The organism is Bryocella sp., assembly GCF_058498515.1.
The window spans coordinates 133,427-153,680 of the sequence record NZ_JBMHYI010000060.1 but is presented as its reverse complement, the minus strand read 5'-3'; the positions used below and the strand labels follow the sequence as shown (position 1 = coordinate 153,680).

Here is a 20,254-nt window from a genome sequence, read left to right as displayed (position 1 = left end):
GGTGATGCTTATGTTTTTCCGAGGCAACGTTATCTCCACTCTTGCAACCGCCCTCCTCCTCGTCTTCGGCCTGTGCGCGGCTGCTCAGACCGTGGCTCCAGTGCTGGTCCCCTACAACATGACGGCCATCGCCGGGAACACGCAAAGCTCCGTGGCTGGCTACGGTGGCGAAGGTGTCCCAGGATTGAGCGCCACTCTCAACGGGCCTCACACCCTCGCGGTCGATTCGGTGGGAAACGTCTACATCGCGGACCAGGCCAACGCGCTCATCCGCGAATGGAATCCGCGCACCAATCTCATCAAGACCGTCGCCGGCGTGCCACCCTCCAAGTGCACCGGTACGTCCTGCACCACCTTCAACTCGGGCTGCTCCGATGGTGTGCCGGCCTACGGCAACCCGGTTGGATCAAACATGCAAGGGCTAGTGGTGGATGGCTTCGGCAACGTCTACTTCTCGGACTATAACTTCCAGGGCGTCTGGGTCATCTATCGCGGCGGCGACCAGGTAGCAAACTTTATCGGGCTCGTCGATAAAGAAACGGTCAATGCCAACCCTCCGGTCAAGCCTGGCTACATCTATCACATCGCCGGCACGGCCGTTCCGAAGACAGGAGGCGGCTGTACCGGGACCGCCGGAACCACGGACAACGTGCTGGCCACCTCGGCAACCTTCCACGATCCCCTGCAGATGGGCATCGACGCCGCAGGCAACCTGTATGTGCAGGACTATGGCAACAACATCGTCCGTGTCATCAACACCCAGGCGACTCCGCAAACCCTTCTCGGTGTAACAGTCCAACCTGGCTATGTAAGAGCCGTAGTGGGCTGCAACCCGACCATCACGGTTGCCTGCCCGTCCTCTGTTCCGCCATGGGGCAGCCCGGCGACTGAAGCCCTCTATAACGTACAAACGGGGATGACAACAGACCAGTACGGCAATGTGTATCAGGTCAACGGCAAGGGAGCTACAGGGTCCATCTATGGCGGTGTCGCCTACGCCGGCGGTGCCGCCTTGGCCCACCTGATCGACCTCGAGAGCGGTCTCACACCTACCGTCGGCGGATGGTATGAAGTCATAGACAGCATCACCAGCACATACTGCACCGGTTACAGCAATCCCCCCACATGCACGACCAGCGCGCCGCTGGAACCTGCCGTCCCGGCAAACGGTGCGAACAACATCGCCCTCCGACCCGTATCCATTGCTGTAGACCCGCTCGGCAATCTCTACATGTTGGACTCGCATTGGCAGACCATCTACCGTGTGGACGTCAACAGCCAGATGGCCTCGCGCCTCATGCCGGGTGCGGGAAACTCCGGCCTGGTGGCGCCGGCCGGCACCAACGCTCTGCCAGCCTACTGCTCCGGAACCTCCGGCGCGCAGACAAGTGATGCCTATGGCGATGGCTGCACGGTGCAGCAGTCCAAAATGAGCTCGTCTGGCACCGGATACGTCACCTTCGATGCGGCTGGCAACCTCTACTTCTCCGACACCGGCGACAATATCGTGCGCAAAATCTCTTTGGGCACACAGTTCGCCTCGACCAATCTCGGAGCCTCTCTCACCCAGACCCTGCAGATGCACTTCGACGCATCCAACCTGCCCACCGCCAACAATGCGACCGCATTCAAGATTCTGGGAGCAACGACCGAGTTCGCCGTCAGCAGCGTCACCTGCGCGAACTATACGATCCGCGATAACAGTATGGAGTGCTATGTCACGCTCGCCTTCACACCGCAGGCCGTTGGGATCCGTGTCGCGACCCTCCAAACATCGACACCCGGCGGAACGTATGACTTCGCACTCTCCGGCCTCGGCGGCGGGCCGGAACTCGCCATCGATGGCGGGGCTCCCTCAACCTTTGCTGTCTCCGGCGTCGGTGCCGCGACCGCAGTAGCGATTGATGCGCAAGGCAACGTCTATACCGCGGATCCAACCAACAATCGCATCACCATGACCCCCCCGGGCGGAGGAACAACCACTACCGTTGGCTCCGGCTTCAAAGCGCCGCAAGGAGTCGCACTCGATGCCGCCGGCAACGTCTACGTCGCCGACACCGGCAACAACCGCATCGTCAAAATCGCCGCGGTCTCCGCCACACAGACCGTGTTGTCCACCAGTCTCAACAGCTCCACAGGCCTCAAGAACCCGCAGGGCATCGCCGTCGATACCCTTGGCAATGTCTACGTCGCCGACACCGGCAACGCCCGTGTTGTGGAGATCTCGCCCTTCGGCGAACTGGCCCCTGTGCCTATGCTCGACTTCTCCGGCTCGCAAGCCTTTGCCACCCCGGTAGCCGTCGCACTCGATACCGCCGGCAACCTCTATGTGGCTGACTCCGGCAACGGCAATGGCATTATCAAGATCGCAGCCGGGGGTGGGGATCTCCAGGTGCCCACCGGCGGCACGGCCATCGCGTCACCCACATCGCTCATCAGCTTCGGCACCGCGCCTATCGCCCAGCCCACAGGCATTGCAGTCGACGCCGCCGGTGATCTCTACGTGACCGATGCAGGCTCGAACGCCGTGCTGGAACTACCCGCCGGCACCGGCCCCGGCAGCGACCCCATCACGCTGGGCTTTACCGGTCTCAGCTCTCCCGGTGGACTCGCCCTGGACTCCGCCAACAACCTCTACGTCGCCGACACCGGGAACAACCGCATTGCCTACATGAACCGCTCGCAGGTCACAGTAGACTTCGGCACCGTCGCACAGTTCCAGCCTGCGTCCACGGTGGTGTTGAGCGCGTCCAACATCGGCACCTCCCCGCTCACACCCTCCTCGCCGTTCGCTGTTCTTACGGGAGCCACCACAGCCGATTACAGCGAGACCGACTCGTGCGGAGCCGGCAACTTCCCCCTCGGCACGCTCACCGGAGGTCTGCATTGCAGCCTCACCGTTGGCTTCCAGCCGCTCGTCAACGGCCCGCTTACCGCATCGGTGAGCGCGCAGGGCGGCGCGGCCAACATTTCACTCATTGGAACAGGCGAGAATCCGCTGGCCTCCATCACCATGGCCGTCACCTCGCCATCCACAGGCCCGGTCGCCGACTCTCCCGCGACCATCACGCTGACCGCAACAGCACCGCACAGTCCACAACCGCCCAGCGGCACCGTCACTTTCAACTACACCATCAACGGTGCAGCGCAAACTCCTGTAACGGAAAACCTCACCGTCTCCGGCAACTCCTCCACCGCCACGTTCGCACTCCCCACACTTCTGCATGGCCGCACCTATGTGATCGACGCCGTCTATAACGGCGATGCCTCCACGAGCCCGACGAATGCCGCGCCGTTCACCATCGCCATTCCAGGTATTCCGGTAACGGTCGTCGCAAACTCCGTCTCGTATACCTACGGCGGAGCAGTGCCTGCGTTGACCGGTACTGTCAGTGGCATCGCGCCTGCGGATCAGGCTGGGATCACTGTCACCTTTACCTCCAAGGCAACGCCGTCCACCCCGGTCGGAACCTACCCGATCGTCGCGGTTCTCACCGGCGGGAATGCGGTCACCTACACGCCGCAGCCCGCGGTCACGCCCTCGGGCACGCCCGCAATCGTCACCGAAAATCCCGCCCCGCTAACAGTCATGGCTCCAACCGTCACCGAGCCTTACGGCTACCCCGACGTCTCCTACGGTCCGCCGGTGACAGTCACCACCGGACTCGTGAACGGCGACTCACCTGTCTACACCTTCACCCCGGCGCGCTCCAGCTTGCAGCCCGTGGGAACCTACAAAATCGTCCCAACCCTTTCGATCCTCAGCAAGGGGTCGACCTATGACAAGATCAATAACTACACCGTAACCATCACCGACGGGTCGCTCGTCGTGACCAAGGCAACCCCGGTGATCACCGTAACGCAAGCAGCGACCGCGGTACTGCCCACCAACCTCAGCGGCGCCAAGATCACCATCACCGTATCCCCACAGCCGCTCTACTACGGGACGACCAGCGGAACCCTCACCATGACGGATACATTCACTCCCATCACCTCAAGCGGCAATGGAACTCCTGTAACCAACACACCCATCACCTTAACGTTGTCCCCCACCGTAGTCTCCGGCTATGGAAATGTTCCGGTGGGCGTCGCCACTTATACACCCACCAGTGCCACCCTCGGCACGCACGTCTATACCTTCAGCTACAGCGGAGATTCCAACTTCAACGTCATCGACACCACGACAGCCCCAACGTCACTCATCATTGATCAGGCCGACTTCACCGTAACCTCAACGACCTCACCGATCCTCATCGTTCCCGGCATCGTCCCCGGCGGGGACCCAACGCAGCCCAACGAGCAGGCCGCAACCCCGGAACAGGCCGCCGTCTTCGTCGCTCCCATCCTCGGCTCGACAGAAACCGTGACCCTCACCTGCGCAGTCCCTGCAAGCTACATCACTTGCACCTTATCGCCCGCCACCCTCACTCTGGCCGGCAAAACGCTCACAAGTACGGTATCCGTCTCCACGCCGGCGACCCTGCCCACCAACTACAAAGCAAGCGTGGAGGGCACCGCGCGGAACATCGCCTTCGCGCTCCTGCCCACCGGCCTGTTGACGCTGCTCCCAGTCTTCCGCCGTCGTCGCAGACTCTCCCAGATCGCCCTCACCCTCGCCGCCTTTGGCCTGTTCGTGTTGGGCACAGGCTGCGGAAGCAACCTCGTGCAGTTCTACACGCCGGTCCCCGCCGGCCCAACCTCCGTCGTCGTTACAGGGACCAGTGGATCGTTCACGCGATCATTCACCATCCCCATCAACATTCAGTAGAAGCCAACACAGCGTACAAGCCGCCCCCTTTATTTAGACTGCTTGGAGACGCTTCCCTGCCACAGGGGAGAACGCGAGTGAGCGCATACCTTGGTTCTGATATCCCGCACCTTGCTACCGATATACGTGCTTATGAGGACTGATCCCGTTCGGGCTCTGGCTGACCGCTGGATGAGTGCATTGGACTGTTATCGCAAGGTGAGAACCCAGAGGCGGAGTGATTCCGATAGACTGGCGTATCGTTGCTGTTCGTAGCTCGATTGGTGACTCGGCAACTAGACGCCGGTTACGCGTCCGGTTATGCATCAATCGCAGATTGCACTTAGATCGATCTGGCACCGATTCGCTCACATTCGGTGGAGATTCACACCACCCCGATATGATTCAGCAATATGGAGCTTGCATACGAGTTGGAGGCCGCCGATGCTGACAAACGTAAGGTTTGTATCTGCACGACGTAACTGTTGTTGGTACTGCTGCTGGTCGGCTGCGGAACCAACGGCAGCAAAACGAATGCGGCGGGAGTTTCCATCACGGTCAACGCGGCACCTGCACCTCCGAATTGTTTCTACAACTCGCCGTCGATCAACGCTATGATTCCCTAGTGTCCTGAGTCTGAAGTTCTTATACAAAAGCGGGCGACTGATTCGAGGATTTGGTCTGCAGTCTTGTGCCAGACGAAGGGCTTTGGGTCTTTGTTGTGGTGCTGGATGAAGGTTCCGATGGCTTGTTCGAGTTCCTTGGTGGATCGGTGAACGCCCCGCCGGAGTTGTTTTTCGGTGAGCGCGGCGAACCATCGTTCCACCAGGTTGAGCCATGAGGCTGATGTCGGCGTGAAGTGGAGATGGAAGCGCGGTCTCTTGGCCAGCCAGTTGCGGATCATCTGGGTTTTGTGAGTTCCGTAGTTGTCGAGGATCAGGTGTACGTCCAGTTCCGGTGGGACGTTCTTTTCGATCGTGTCGAGGAAGTTGCGGAACTCCCCGGAGCGATGCCTCTGCTGGGTCTGGCCGATGACCTTGCCGGTCCGGGTGTCGAGCGCGGCGAAGAGACTGGTGGTGCCATGGCGCTCGTAATCGTGGGTACGGCGCTCGATCTGGCCTGGCCGCATCGGCAAAAGCGGTGCGGTGCGGTCGAGCGCCTGGATCTGGCTCTTTTCGTCCACGCAGAGCACGAGGGCTCGATCCGGCGGCGCGAGGTACAGGCCCACGATATCGCGCACCTTCTCGATGAAGAGTGGATCGCGACTGAGCTTGAAGGTCTCGGAGCGGTGGGGGGCGAGCGAAAAAGCGCGCCATACGCGGCTGATCGTCGACTGGCTGAGCCCGCAAGCCTTGGCCATGTCGCGCGTGGACCAGTGCGTGGCGGCCTCGGGCTGAGTCTCGAGTGTGCGAGTCAAGACCCGTTCGACCTGCTGGTCGCTCAGCTTGCGCGGGGTTCCGGGACGCGGCTCGTCGAGCAGACCGTCGACACCGAAGTCGAGGAACCGCTGCCGCCACTTGCCTGCCGTCGGCTGCGAACACCCCTGCCTGCGAGCGATTTCTTTGTTTGGCACGCCGTCGGCAGCCAACAGCACGATCCGCGACCGCAATGCCAAGGCCTGCGCCGTCTTCGCGCGACGGGACCAGGACTGCAACTGTTCACGCTGTTCTGCGCTCACCTTCAGTGGAGACAATGGCCGTCCGATACGCATAGAACTCTCCTCCTCACTGTATTCGATGAGAAGTCAAGTCTTTATTATGCAAATTACTTCAGACTCAGTACGCTAGCCGATTACAAACGATGTGCCAATCTGCAGCGGACCCTCTCACGGGGCTATGACTCGAGGGCCCCTATGCGCTATGTAGCAGCCCCATTGAAACAAGACCTAGAGCGTGCAAAGAACCGTTACACCGGAAGCGTGAATATCCTAGTCAGGGTATTGTGCCCAGCTTGTGCCTAAGGCAATCGAGTCTGGCGATTTCATCGGTTCTGACGATTCTCGAATCAGTAACTTACGTGTAATCGATACATTTCAAGGTTCAAGTCCCCCTCCCGGCACCAGCGAATCAGTGATCTGAGCCAACATGCGGGTGGCTGATGGATCTTTTATAAGCAGGTTCGGAGAGGTGCTTTCGAAGGACAAGAGTACCGACTTTCGTTGGCATGATTTGCGTTATACGTTGCGCAGTAGCCGCGGAATGGCTGGCGTTGACATCACAACGATTGCAGCACTTGCTTGCGGACGAATCGCGGATTGGGTATTTGTTGTCCTGCCAGAGGTCGGTTACCTGGCTGCACTCAGGCGCTCGACTTGGTCGAACCGGTCATCGAGAAGTTCCTCGATCAGCTCCCCGCTCTCTTCCTGATACCAATCAAGACCGAATAAAAAATGAGGGCGCTGAGCACCAAACCGCATTCGGACAGGCGCAATTGCGAGTGGCCGAACAGGGGAGATCGTTGCGCGACAGCGTTACTTTCTCAGGGTAATGATCTGGCTGCTGGTCTTGTCCTGCTGCGCGAAGAGAGCGTAGCGGTGGTCAGGTGAGACGCTGAGGCTCGGCGTTCCGGAGACAAGTTGGCCGTCGATGGCGCCGAGCGTGGACACGATGCCGGTCTCCGGATTGAACTGCTGAAGCCGCCTTGGCGCCGTCTCCTGATCGACGACATACACCCTGTCGGTGACATCGAAGTACCGGCTGGGATAGACATGCTTCAGGGGCTCAACCAGCTCAGCCCTGCCTCCGGAGACGGGCATGCGATAGATGCCGTAGCTATCGTTTTGAAAATAGATTGTCGTGCCATCGAGCGACTCGGCGCTATCGTCGCACTTATCCAGCGTCAGCCGTGCAGGATGTTCGCCATGCACGCCGCTGCGCCAAAGCTGGGAGGCACCGTCGCGGTTGGAGGTGTAGTAGATGCTCTTTCCGTCGCGTGACCAGTTTGGCTTCTTATCCTCATAGCCATCGTCGATGGCTATCTGCGGCGTGCCACCGTCCATCGCGACGGTATAGATCACGGATCGTCCATTGGGCCTGGCGTCGAAGTTCAGCATGCGCCCATCGGGCGACCAGTGGGGTGTGCCTACTACCGGCCCGCCAAAGTTTGTGAGCTGCCGCGCGTTGCTACCGTCGTTGTCGCTGACCCACAGCTCCCACGATCCCATGCGGTCGGAGATGAAGGCGATGTGCTGTCCATCGGGCGAATAGCGCGGGCTGTCGTTCATCCCCGTGGAGGCGATGAGTGGTTCAGGCTTTGCGGGCATGGTTTCCGTGGGCGAGAGTGGAAGACGCCAGATGTTCGAGTTCCTCGTGGTCGCGGTGTAGGCAAGGATGTTCCCATCGTCCGAGATCGAGGGGTAGGTCACCTCCGCGCCCTTGGTGGGGATCCGCTCGGCTGCGCCTCCGGCAGCGGAGACCTGCCAGAGCTCATCCGCTCCTCCGCGGTTGGAGGCGAAGACCAGAGAGCGGTCATCAGCGGTCCACGTGATGCCGGTGATGTGCATGCGGTCGAACGTGATCTGACGAAGCTGGCTGCCATCCGTGCGGGTGATAAAGATGTCACCGGAGGAGTTGCTGGTCTCACGTAGAAACGCGATTTGATGGTGGTGGTGCGCCATCACCGGATCGAAATCGTGTGCCAGTGCGGGCGGCGCGGTGATGCGGTGGCGAGGTGACCCGTCGAGCGGAATCGCGAAGAGGCCAAAGGCGGAGGAGCCCGGCGCGGCCTGGTCGGTGACGATGACTTGGTTGCCGTCCGCGGACCACGCGGGACCGGAGCCAACATTCACCTGCATCGCGTCCGACCGCCAGGCGAATCGCATGTTGAGGGTGGCGATCGTGCGCTCGGCGCCACCGAGGGCTGGAAGAACGATGACGCTGACGCCCTGCTCGGAGACGCGGAGGAAGGCGATGAAGCGGTCGTCCGGCGACCACTGCGGCGCGAGGTCGTGCGCGAGGTCGGTCGTCAGCCGCACGGGAGTGCCGAGATCGAGAAGGCGCACGTAGATGTCGTAGTTGCCGCCGGTCTCGCCACCCCACACGAAGGCAACCTGGCGGCCATCGTGGGAGATCGCGGACTGCAGCTCGTTTCCGGGATAGCTGGTGAGGGGGACGACCCGCTTGAAGCTCACCGGCTGCATCCTCCCCATGCGCGAGAGGAGAACCGAGGCGACACCGCCGAAGAAGGCGATCAGTGCGACCAGCATCAGGACGCGCAGGCCACCGAAGCGATGTGAGGTGACGGTCGCGGGCGAAACCAAGGCTTCGCTGAGGCGGCTGGCCGGCTCGGCGGCGAGAGCGGGGAGAGTGTTCGGAGACTCAGCGGTTTCGCCCGTCTCTTCCTGCCGGCGATAGCCGGGGATCCTCTCGAAGCGGGCCTGATAGCCGCCCTTGGGCAGGTGGATGCGGATGGGGTCAGTCGCGCCCGCGTCGGCGTAGTACTGATCCAGCCGAGTGCGAAGACGCCGCGCCTCCACTCGCACGATCGGCTCCTCCTTTGGATCGTAGGAGGGGGACTTGCCGAAGACAGCCATGCCGATGCTGACTTCCTTCAGATCGGCGAGGTCGCCCTCGAGGGAATGCGCTACGACGTGGCGAAGGAACTGGCTCAGCCGGGGACTGGAAGTGAAGAAGCGGCTCGCAAGAATGCGAGCCAAGCATAGATTCGCCTGCTCCTGCAGAGCCGGATTCGTCCGTTCCGGAGCTTCGATCACGCCCGCGCTCTCCAATTTTCTTCAGTTTCGCAAAACGCCATCAACGGCATGTGAATTCCTGGTGAACGGACAATCCAAAGCACCAGAACAACTTACGGCGCAGCTTACCCCAGCGCTTACCCCCGGTCTTCGCTTTCATGGGCGCTCATGTGGCTGAAAGCAAGGCGTCCTAGGATGGCATTCGAATCCTTCTTCTCTGAGCGAAGCTCCGGTTCTCGCATTCGCGGCGCGTGCGGCTTACCCCGCAGGTTCATTCCGGCTATCTGTCCGATACCTTGTCTCGTTTGCACTGTGCGGTGAGAGTCATCCCAGCACGGCGTGATTCCCTCGGTACGGGAAGATGCTCGATCACTGCCGGGTCCATCTCTCTTGAAGGAAAATGTATGCTCCCGCTCGCCGATTCCCAGACGATTCTCTGCTACGAGATGCACGTCCCCACCGAGCGCTCGCCGAGAAGCCGGCCGGGGTCTCTCGTTTACCGTTCGCTTGTCGCGATGGTCCTTGTTCTCTTCCTGTCAGGCTATGCCAGAGCACAGTTCGACGGCGCGGAGGTCGTCGGCACGATCCGCGATGGCAGCGGAGCGGTCCTGCCCGCCGCGATCGTTACGCTCACCAACCTCAAGCAGGGAACCGTCGATCACCGAACGACAGACGAGAAGGGTGAGTTTACCTTTCCGTCGGTGCAGGTGGGCGAGTACACGATCACGGCGGAAAAGCCCGGCTTCTCGGCTTCGAAAAGCGATGCCTTCGCGGTGCAAGTCGCGGCCCGCCAGCGCGTCGACCTGGCTCTGAAGATTGGCCAGGCCAGCGATACCGTGACCGTGAGTGGGGCGGCGACTCTGCTCGAGACCGATACCAGTGACCGCGGCGAGGTGATCGACCATCGTGAGGCGGTGGATCTGCCGCTGAACGGACGCGTCGCTACGGATCTGGCAATCCTCGTTCCGGGCGTGCGCCTCAACGCCCAACTGGACACCGGCATTCCGGGCAGCCGAGAGGCCTCTTACAACGTGAATGGCCACCGCTCCACCGCGAATAACTTCCTGCTCGACGGCCTGGACAACAACTATTACTCGACCGAGAACCAGGGTTTTTCGAGCCAAGTTATTCATCCCTCGCCCGATGCGATCGAAGAGTTCAAGGTCCAGACGGACAACTACAGCGCGGAGTTCGGACGCGCAGGCGGCGCCATCATCAATGTCTCCACGCGGGGCGGATCGAACAGCTTCCACGGCGTAGCTTACGACTATCTGCGTAACACCGCGCTCAATGCGTATGGTGTCTTCCTCGGCACGGGTGTGAAGCCGACCCTCATCCAGAATCAGTTCGGGGCCACGCTGGGTGGTCCAATCCTCAAGGACAAGCTCTTCTTCTTTGTCGACTACGAGGGCTTTCGCTACATTGCGAAGACATTTTCCACCTCGACGCTGCCTACGGCGGATCAGCGCCAGGGCATCTTCACGGAGGGCTATGTCATCCCGCTGAAGAACCCGTTGACCGGTACGGTGTACAGCAACGGTATCGTTCCCGCCAGCGCCCAGAGCCCCTTCGCGGTGGCCGTGCTTGCAGCTCTGCCTGCCAACAATGTCGCCGGCACCAGCAATAACTACACTACGCTGGCCCGGAGCACTGACGATCAGGACAAGGGCGATGCTCGCATCGACTTCGCGCTGAACCAGAAGATTAAGATCTTTGGAAGATTCTCGAAGCAGCGCTTCAATATCTTCAGCGGTCCTGGCATCTCGGGTCCGGCAGGTGGAGGCGGAGCCGGCTACCAGTATGGCTATAACACGCAGGTTGCATCGGGCCTCACGTATGTCCTTTCGCCGACGTCGTTGATCGAGGGTCGCGTCGCGTTTACCTGGACCGTGAGCGGCAAGAATCCAGCCACGGCGGGACAGCCCAGCTTCATGCAGCAGTTCAACCTGCCCGGACTGCCTGCTCCCACGAGCTCCACGCCCAGCCTGAACGTGCAGTCGATTACCGGGTTCACTGCGTTGGGCACGCAATCGTCGAACCCGGCGATGGTCAATCCCTACACGGTAAACCCGAAGGTCAACTACATCTTTCAGCACGGTAGACACTCGCTCAAGGCTGGATATGAGTATCTTGCGCTGTATCTCGGCTATGACGACCTTTACCCGCTCTACGGCGACGATGTCTACAATGGCGAGTTCTCTCAAGGCACGGCTGCGCCTTCGGGAGCGTCTTCAACATTGAAGGAACAGGCCTACGACCTCGCCGATTTTCTTGTAGGCGCACGGTCGTCGTACACGCTCTCCGGCAATCAGTTCTTCAACTACAACCAGCGCTTCCACTTCTTCTACGTCCAAGACGACTGGAGGATCTCCACCCGGCTGACGCTTAACCTGGGCCTTCGCTATGAACTCGCCACACCGCAGTGGGTGGATGGCAACCAGCTGGCGAACTTCAATCCCGCCACGAACTCACTGATCTACGCCAGGGGAGGATCGATCTACAACCGCGCGCTGGTCCACATGAATACAAAGAATTTCGCGCCGCGCTTTGGCTTTGCGTTCTCCGCAGACTCACGAACTGCCATTCGTGGAGGCTATGCGCTCTCTTACGTTCAGGGCAATCGCAATGGCGCGGAAGGCTCTCTAGCCTATAACACTGTGGCGGACTCGGTGATCAACCAGACTAACAGTCAGCCCCTGTGCGTCAGTGCGAACTCCAATCCCTCAACCTGCTTTCTGACGACACAGCAGGGTTACCCCACAGGCTTCACCGATACGCAGGCCTACACCGCGACCGGTGGAGAGTATCGCTATCAGCCGGCGAACAGCCCCACGGGTTATACGCAGTCGTATCAGCTGACAATGCAGCGAGAGATCTCGAGCAACACGCTGCTGGATGTGGCATATGTCGGAGCGCATGGCGTGCACCTGCGCGTCCTGCAGGACTTCAACCAGGCCACGCCAAATCCTGGCATCGGCAGCACAAACTGCACATCACCAGCCCTGGGCACCACTGCTCCCTGCTCCTCGCTTATCAGCCGCAGGCCCATCGCAGGCTTCAACAGCATCATCGAGCCGTTCTCGGCTGGCTTCCTCACCTATAACTCGCTGCAGGTCAAGCTGCGCAGGTCCTTCTCGCACGGACTCTATTTGCTGAACTCGTTCACCTGGTCGCAGGCGTTTGACAATGCGGGTGCGCAGTACGAGGTCTACAACGGCGATGGCGCGGTGGTGAACGCGTATAACATCGCCGGCGACCGTGGCCGCTCCGGATACGACCAGCCGCTGAACAACACAACCTCGTTGAACTACGACCTTCCCTTTGGCCGCGGACGCATGTGGGGCGACAACGCCAACCATGTCCTGCAGACTTTGCTCGGGGGATGGAGTATCGCCGGTATCAACCAGGCCACCAGTGGTCTGCCGATCAACCTCACTTACGATCCGGCAACGAGCGGCAACTCCAACGCGACGGTCTCCAACGCGTCGGTTGCGTATAGCTATCGTCCTAACATCACAGGCTCCTATGCTTCGGTCTATACCTCGCCCTCGACGTGGGTGAAGAACGGGAGCTCACTCGCCGGCGTGCTGAGTAAGGCGAACCTTTCGGCTCCGGCTTACACGCAGCCCTTCGGTAACGTGAGCCGCAATGCTCTCCGCGGCCCCGCCTACGAGAGTGTGAATCTGGGCATTCATAAGAAGTTTCCGCTGTGGTCGGACTCTAGCAACCTCGAGTTCCGCGCGGAGGCGTTCAACCTCTTCAACAGCGTCAACTATCAGGCACCCAACTCCGACATCAGCTCCAGTAGCTTCGGCTCTTACACTTCATCGAGCGTGTATCCCGCCCGCCAGCTGCAGGTCGCCCTTCGGCTCTCCTACTAAGGCCCAAGTCCCTCTTCCGGAGAGTCGCGAGTGTCCCTCACCCGTCGTCTATTTGTGCAGCAGATCATGACCGCAATCACCCTGGGGCATGGCGGAGTACGCGCTGCCATGCTGCCCTTCCTTCAGCAGAGCTCCGTCGCGGCCACGTCGCGGGACTCGTTGTTCTTCGGCGTGAGCGGCTATGCCAAGCTGCTCAACGCACGAAGCTTCTACCGTGTGCCTGAAGTGCCGAGTGCGCAGGACCGGTTGTGCTTCGATGTATCCAACAACCGCATTGCGTGCTCCATCAACCAGCTTGGGCTGCTGGAACGCTTTGCCATCGAGCTAGGCGTTGCACCGATCGAGACTAAGGCAACGCCCGTCGGGGCCTATGTCGAAAAGCTTATCGAGCGCTGCGGGCCGATCCCGCTGCTTGTAGCCGCGGGCGACTCCAAAGCCATTCCGCTTGAAGATCTGGGGCAGCCGGAAATTCATTTGCAGGATGACCTCTTTCCTCGCTTCGAGTGGATCGTCAATGCGACCCGGCTGAGGATGCTTGTGTTCGCGCCGCAGATAGCCTCTGCGGCACCGCGCGCAATCTTTGTGCGGCTGACGGCCAGCTCTTTGGAACCGAACCCATCGACCTTTGCTGTTTCTGTCCCTCTTCTCGCGCGGCCCAGTGCCGATCGCACAACGGCCAATGGCCGCGTGCTTCTCATGGTGGATTCCGGGCGTGGATGGTTCACGCCTGAGGAATCCCAGCCTATCGCCATTCGTGCCGATGAAGGCACGGTCCTGGCGCTGCTGTTCGATGCAACCGATGAGGAACTGCAAATCACGCGTGCTTCGATCGCCACGCGCTCCGCCAACGCGTGGTTCGACGAGACAACGGAGTTTCACCTGGCGCGCTACGGGCAGCTTAGCCTTTCTGATGCGCCGTTCTATGGCGAGCTCTATGTTCGAGCTGCCGAGCTGACGCGGCAGTCCCTTCTGCTCGAAGGGGACGACCGCTTCGGCGGGAGCTTTAACGGGAGCGATCTTCCCGTGGCCGCGAACGTGTGGATGCGCGATTGCTTCTATAGCTGCCTTCCGCAGAGCTTCCTCTGTCCGCAGCTCGCTCGCGGCGCGATCGAGTTCTTCCTGGACCATGGCGTTCCGAGTCATATGCTCGGCGAACATGCGGACCGCTTTCCCGGAGCACGAGGCGTGACGAACTCGCTCGGGAACAGCGTTGCAGGGATCGTGCTTGCGGGGATGTACTACCAATACAACGAGGATCGCCAGTTCTTCCTCGATCATCCTGCGACCCTCGAGCGCTCACTCTCGATACTCAATCAGGTGCTCGCAAGTCGGCGTGAAGATGTATTCCTCTTTCCCTCCGTCTATGTCTCGGATGGCTATGCGCGCGGAGACTTCCATACGGGATCGAATATCTTCTTGTGGCGCGCCTTCGTCAGCATCGCAAGACTCGCACGAGAGGTATATGGGCTGGCAGAGTTAGCTGCGGAGTGGCAGGCGTATGCGCAGCGATTGCGCGAGGCAATCCTTGCAAACTGCATCGTCATCGAAGATGGCAAGCCTCGCTTTGTCGAAGCTGCAATGCAGGACCACACGAGAATCGGCGGACACGATGGCGAGGAATCGGATGTCACACTCGCGGCGTTCTACGACTTCTGCGCGGAAGATGATCCGCTCTATCTGAACGCTGCCCATGAGGCTCTCATGCCATCCAACCCGTACGCGATCGCGAACGTCGACGGCATCTGGTGGTACGCGCATGGCAAATGGTCGTCTGCGACCTTCCCTGGCTGGATAACCGCGCTGGCCGGATCGCAAGATGAGGCCGAGATGCTGCGGCACCTGGAGCGCATCCGCACGCTCACGGACGCGGATGGCTCCTTCTGGTGGTGGCCCTATCCGCACGAAGAGACGATGCACCCCGAGCATCCTTTGCGTACCAACTCCAAGTGCGGATGGGCGGCGGGTGTTTACGTCTGTTTCTTCACACGGCACCTCCTCGGGCTCTCCGCGGATGCTCCCAGGAAGACCCTCAGATTCAGGCCTTGGATTCCATGGAGCGAATTTGCGTGGAGCGGATGTCGTATCGGCAGCATTATGTGCGATTGCTCGTATAAGCGCACAGACAGCGAGGTCACCGTCGAGGTCCGCAACCACACCGCGCACACGATGCACGTCTCGCTCGGGGCGTTGCTGCCGGAGAAGAGCAAGCTGGTGCATGCCGCTGTGTCGACAGGACTGACAACAGCGATATCTTCATCGACATACTATGGTCGCGTTTGTGCCGAGTGTTCTATCGACGTGAATGCAGGCGACAGGGTGAGGCTGACTGCGTCGTTCACGGCTGCGTAGCGATGCACACGAGTTACTTCGCTTCTGCTTTGCCCTCGAGTGAATGGAGTTCCTGTCGCACATCTTCATACTGGTCGGTTGCGAGGTAATCGACATGCGCTGCGATGGCGGCGCTCCAACGCAGCTTCGCAGCCGCGAGCGATGCGAAGCTGTATGTCTTGAACCAGCCATTGTCCTGCTGCTGTTGCTGCGTGGCTCCGTCAAGGGTGTAGAAGCGGATCCAGAGTCCCTGGCTGTGTGCGTGCTCGACCATTCGACGCACACGCTCATTCTTTGCGGGAGTCCACTCACCCGCCTTACTCGGGCCGCCGGCCTCAACCGTCGCCCAGGAGTTATTCCACCAGCGTCGGTAGTTGGTTGCGGGCTCGCGCTCAAGGTCCTCGGGAGCAACTGTTGGATCAACCGATGCTGGATGCACAGCCCCGAAGACGAGCAGTGGCGCACCGAGGGGAACCTCCCTATGGAAGACCTGCTCAAGCGCATCCGATGGGCCGGCGAGCACCAGGAGAGGTCCTGGATGCAGTGGTTGAACCAAGCGTACATCGGCGACATTCGTGGCGGTGGTCAGCCAGGCGCTGTACCTCTCGAGCGTTCGATAGATGGCGCGAAGATGCTCCGGTTCCTCTGTCTTGATATCGAGGTTGAGCGTGATGATCGGCCAGCGCGCGCGGTTGGGGTGCGCGAGCTCCGCTTCGATGATGGGGCGGATTCGCTCGAAGAAGTAGCGGTCGAGCGTGGGCTCGTTGCCATGGAAGACGCTGGTGTGCGCAAGAACCGACTTCGATTTGCCAGTCTTTGGGGCGGCATACCAGGTGAGGTCCTGCTCAATCGCGATGGGCAGTCCTTGCGCGAGTGCGAGATCGATGCGATCCGACCATCGTCCCTCGTAGGGATAGCAGTTATGTGCGTCGAGGGTAGTGCGGCTTCCTGGCATGAAGCTCGACTGGCCTTGCGTGAGAGCGGGACAGAGAAGGAGCGTCAGCAAGGCTGCACGGCCGGCGGCGCGCCGAAGAGACACGGCGAAGGTTTGGAGCATCGTGAGAATTTCCTTGGGTATTCAAGACGAAAGAAGAAGAGCTGGTCTGGCGAAGGGATGACGCCAGACCAGCGGATGAAGCGGCTTTAGAAGGAGTAGCGCAGGGCGATCTGGCCGACGCGCATCGGCTTGGCCGTTCCGGTGAGGGCTCCAAGGCTTGTGCTCGTGATGCTGGTCGAGCCTGGAAGGGCAAGCTGCGGATGGTTGAGGACGTTGAAGCTCTCGAGGCGCAGCTGCAGGCTTTGGCGATCGCTAAAGTGAAGCGACTTGCCGAGGCCGAGGTCGAGCTGATTGAGGTTGGGCTGGCGCACGCTGTTGCGTCCGCCTATGCCGTACTGCCCATTACCCGGCTGCACGAAGCAGGCGGCGTTGAACCATTCCGCGACACTACGCGTAAAGCCCTGGTTCGGGTCGCAGACTTTCTGCGCCATGAAGGTGCCGATGCTGCTGGTATCCGCAGTGTTGGTCGCGGTGACCGAGACGGGGAGCCCGGTCGCATAGCGGTAGATCCCGGTGACCTGCCAGCCGCCAGCCACGAGATCGACGAAGCGCGGCGCATGGTTGAGGAAGCGCTGTCCGCGGCCGAAGGGAAGCTGCAAGATCGAGGCAAGGTTGAGGTGATGCGTGCGATCCCACGCGGCAAGGGCGTAGTAGTCCCGCGGCTGGTTGTAGTTCTCAATGGTGTTGCGATCGCCGTCGGAGATGTTCATGCTCTTCGACCAGGTGTAGCTGGCGGTAAGCCGCGAACCTCCGCGGATGTGCGCCATCGCGTTGGCGACGAGCGCGTTGCTGTTCGAGGCGCCGATGTTGTACTGACCGAAGACATCGCCCGCGTAGCTATACGGCCGGATGTTCAGCACAGCGCTGCCGGTCGAGGCGGTGCTGGGTTGGTTGGCGTTGACACGGACCGATGCGTGTTTGCCTGTCTCACCAGCGTAGCCCAGCTCCATCGTATAGTTACTGCCGAAGCTGTGTTCGACAAGCAGATTGAATTGCTCGGCATAGACGTCAGGCATATGCAGCGCAAGTGTCTGTGGAGTAATGCCAGCAGCGGACGGGTTCGCGGAAAATACGTTCTCGATCGAGGTAGGAGCCTTCTGCGTGAAGCTCAGGCTCTGCGTAATGAAGTTAGGCGGATGAGCGAGCAGGAACTGGAGGAAGTTATATGGCGAGCCGGCGTAGTAAATGCCGTAGCCGCCGTGGATCGCGGTGTTTTCGCTGGGTGAGTAGGCGAAACCGATGCGCGGTGAGACATCGCGATAGTTAGTCCGCCAGGTCCCGGGGATCGTCTGGTTGCTGGGCAGATCGTAGACGCTGGACTGGCCGTTGCGGTCGTTGGGCGGGTTGTCGAAGTCATAGCGCAGGCCGAGGTTGAGGGTGAGCTTTGGGTTGAGCTGCCAGTCGTCCTGCAGGTAGCCATCGACCTGCCACTCGCGGAAGGCTCCGACGGAGACGCCCGTTGCGCCGGCAGCCGCAGAAGGGAAGCCGAGGAGCAGGTCTGCGAAGCCGCTGCCAACGGCTTTGCGAGTACCGGAGACATACTGACCGGTCATCGTGGCGTTGAAGGTGTAGTAGCCGTCGTTCTGGATGGTCCAGTTGCCATCGAACTGCGTGCGGATGAACTCACCGCCGAAGAAGAGGCGATGGCGGCCGATCTGGTAGTTGACCTCATCGGCGTACTGGAAGCGATTCTGGGTCGCGCCCTGCGGCGCATAGCGATTGCCAACCGTAGTCGTCGACCCAACCGCGAAGAAGGAAGATACGGCGAGGGTGGGCGGAGTCCACTGTTGCGGCAGCGGAGAAAGGTTCTTGAGACCGAACTCCTGGTAGTAGGGCTGTGAGCCCACGCCGAGAACCGTGGAGAGAAGGATGGAACGGTTGTAGCCGATGCGACCTGTGTTGACCATGCGCGGCGAGAGCACGTGTGTCTCTTCGACGAAGGCGTTCGTCGCGCTGATGGTGTAGGCGTTACCGTAGAGCGTGCTAATGAACGATGGCGTGACTGTGGGGTTCTGGCTGTAACCACCGGCGAGATAGAGCTGGTCTTTTGGCGAGAGGGTCCAGTCGATGCGACCGAGGTACTGGTCGGAGTTGATGGTGGAGCGGACAGGCGCCTGGTAGTTGACGTTGAGGGCCGTGTTGAGTGGGAGATTCGCGTGCGGGATGTAACCCAGGAGCTTGGTCGCAAAAGGATCGATGCGGGCTGTTGGGATGGCGTTCTTCCCGGTCTCGGTGATGAAGCTGGTGTTGGTCCCCTTGGTGTTGTAGGTGAGCGGGTCGTAGAGAGTGACGGTGTCGGCGCTGAAGTCGCCGCTGCGCTCAGCGTCAGTGGGAACGCGGGTGGTGACGAAGGCAGTGTTGGCGTCGCGCAGGCCCTGATAGCTTCCGAAGAAGAAGAGCCGGTTGTGCAGGATGGGCCCTCCGAGGGTTCCACCGAAGAGGTTGTACCGGACGGGGGTCTTGGTCTGGCCGATTCCGGTGAGGCTGTAGTTCTGCGCGTTCAGGTCGTCGTTCTGCAGGAAGTCAAAGGCGGACCCATGAAAGCGATTCGTGCCGCCGCGGGTAATGATGTTGACGATGCTGGGCTGGGCGTAGCGAGCGTCGGCCCCGTTGACGATGACCGTCATCTGCTGGATGGCGTCGACCGAGGCGAGCATGTTGGCGGACTGCGTGAACAGGGTCACGTTCTGGACGCCGTCCTGGAGGTAGCCGGTCTGCGAGTCGAGAGCGCCGCCGATGTTGAGCTGGTTGGCGGTGGTGCCGAAGGACTGCCCGGAGGAGGTGTTCTCGGAGGCGTCCGAAGCCGACTCTGTTCCCGGCGCGAGCAGGGCCAGTGCTAATGGGTTGCGCCCGTTGGTGGGCAGCTCGACGAGTTCCTTCGAGTCGAGATCGAGCTTCAGCTCATGGCTCTGGTGCTCAAGCTCCAGGCCGGCCGCCTGCGCTGCGACGTCGACCTGGATTGCGGCGCTGCCAACCTTCAGCGTGAAGTCCTGAGTGCTGTCCTGCCCGGCTGCGATCACAATCCGTGCGGTCACCGCGCCGAACCCGGGCTCAACCGCCTGGACATCGTAGGAGCCGGGCGCCAGCGAGGGAAGCGTGTAGAGACCATCGTGGTTACTGATGGTGGATCGAACGCCATGGGTCGCGATATTGGTCGCGGTAATCGCGGCTGAGCCCACCACAGCGCTGGTGGAGTCGGTCACTCTCCCGGTCACGCTGCCAAGATCAACCTGTGCGCGGGCATGGCCCGAGAGCGCCAGGACGAGCACGAGGGCGAGTGTCGGGAGCGCGAAGTGCCCTCGGCGGAAGTGTGGAGAGGGAGCCTCGGCGAAGTGGTTCATGCGCATCTTGAATGTCTCTCATTTCTTGCTGGCTCAGGAGCAGCCGCATCACTGGTTCCCTCAACATGGGCAAGCGGGGCGAGCCGAACAAGTGGCGCAGAGGTGAGGAAGGCACATCTGGACAGGGGAGGAACTCTCCTCTCCTATTACACGGCCCATTGGTTTCAATCACTTGTGGTGGAGGTCCTCTTGCCGAGTGGCATTTTGAAT

General features: G+C 60.8%; 7 protein-coding genes. 3 read left to right on the top strand and 4 right to left on the bottom strand.

The window, feature by feature from the left end; all coding sequences use genetic code 11:
- The first annotated feature begins 10 nt into the window (after positions 1-10).
- A complete protein-coding gene (locus tag AC5E6W_RS17840) occupies positions 11-4,768 on the top strand; it encodes an SMP-30/gluconolactonase/LRE family protein (RefSeq protein ID WP_491753683.1) in 4,758 nt (1,585 codons plus the stop codon).
- Positions 4,769-5,369: 601 nt separating this feature from the next.
- Here the strand turns inward: AC5E6W_RS17840 and AC5E6W_RS17835 are convergent.
- Together AC5E6W_RS17835 and AC5E6W_RS17830 are read right to left on the bottom strand one after the other, a co-directional pair.
- Positions 5,370-6,458, bottom strand: a complete 1,089-nt coding sequence (locus AC5E6W_RS17835; RefSeq protein WP_491753682.1) for an IS630 family transposase — start codon at positions 6,456-6,458, stop codon at positions 5,370-5,372.
- A gap of 759 nt (positions 6,459-7,217) precedes the next feature.
- The gene (locus AC5E6W_RS17830) at positions 7,218-9,401 is read right to left on the bottom strand and encodes a hypothetical protein (protein WP_491753681.1); all 2,184 of its coding nucleotides are present in this window, start codon (positions 9,399-9,401) and stop codon (positions 7,218-7,220) included.
- Between the two features lie 440 nt (positions 9,402-9,841).
- On the opposite strand from AC5E6W_RS17830, the gene AC5E6W_RS17825 reads away from it, so the two are divergent.
- Both AC5E6W_RS17825 and AC5E6W_RS17820 read left to right on the top strand, forming a co-directional pair.
- Positions 9,842-13,318 carry a TonB-dependent receptor gene (locus AC5E6W_RS17825; protein WP_491753680.1) on the top strand — a complete coding sequence of 1,159 codons (3,477 nt, stop codon included), beginning with the start codon at positions 9,842-9,844 and terminating at the stop codon, positions 13,316-13,318.
- 30 nt (positions 13,319-13,348) lie between these two features.
- Positions 13,349-15,667 (top strand): glucosidase family protein, encoded by a 2,319-nt coding sequence (locus AC5E6W_RS17820; protein WP_491753679.1) that lies wholly within the window; start codon positions 13,349-13,351, stop codon positions 15,665-15,667.
- 13 nt (positions 15,668-15,680) lie between these two features.
- Here AC5E6W_RS17820 and AC5E6W_RS17815 read toward each other — a convergent pair whose 3' ends face one another.
- Both AC5E6W_RS17815 and AC5E6W_RS17810 read right to left on the bottom strand, forming a co-directional pair.
- Positions 15,681-16,703, bottom strand: coding sequence for a PI-PLC domain-containing protein (locus tag AC5E6W_RS17815; protein WP_491753678.1), 1,023 nt, complete (start codon positions 16,701-16,703; stop codon positions 15,681-15,683).
- A gap of 86 nt (positions 16,704-16,789) precedes the next feature.
- Positions 16,790-20,050, bottom strand: coding sequence for an outer membrane beta-barrel protein (locus AC5E6W_RS17810; protein ID WP_491753677.1), 3,261 nt, complete (start codon positions 20,048-20,050; stop codon positions 16,790-16,792).
- Positions 20,051-20,254 lie beyond the last annotated feature (204 nt).

Coding starts and splice junctions, on each gene's coding strand:
- AC5E6W_RS17810 (WP_491753677.1), bottom strand. CDS start 20,050: ATGCGCATGAACCACTTCGCCGAGGCTCCCTCTCCACACTTCCGCCGA.
- AC5E6W_RS17840 (WP_491753683.1), top strand. CDS start 11: ATGTTTTTCCGAGGCAACGTTATCTCCACTCTTGCAACCGCCCTCCTC.
- AC5E6W_RS17815 (WP_491753678.1), bottom strand. CDS start 16,703: ATGCTCCAAACCTTCGCCGTGTCTCTTCGGCGCGCCGCCGGCCGTGCA.
- AC5E6W_RS17835 (WP_491753682.1), bottom strand. CDS start 6,458: ATGCGTATCGGACGGCCATTGTCTCCACTGAAGGTGAGCGCAGAACAG.
- AC5E6W_RS17825 (WP_491753680.1), top strand. CDS start 9,842: ATGCTCCCGCTCGCCGATTCCCAGACGATTCTCTGCTACGAGATGCAC.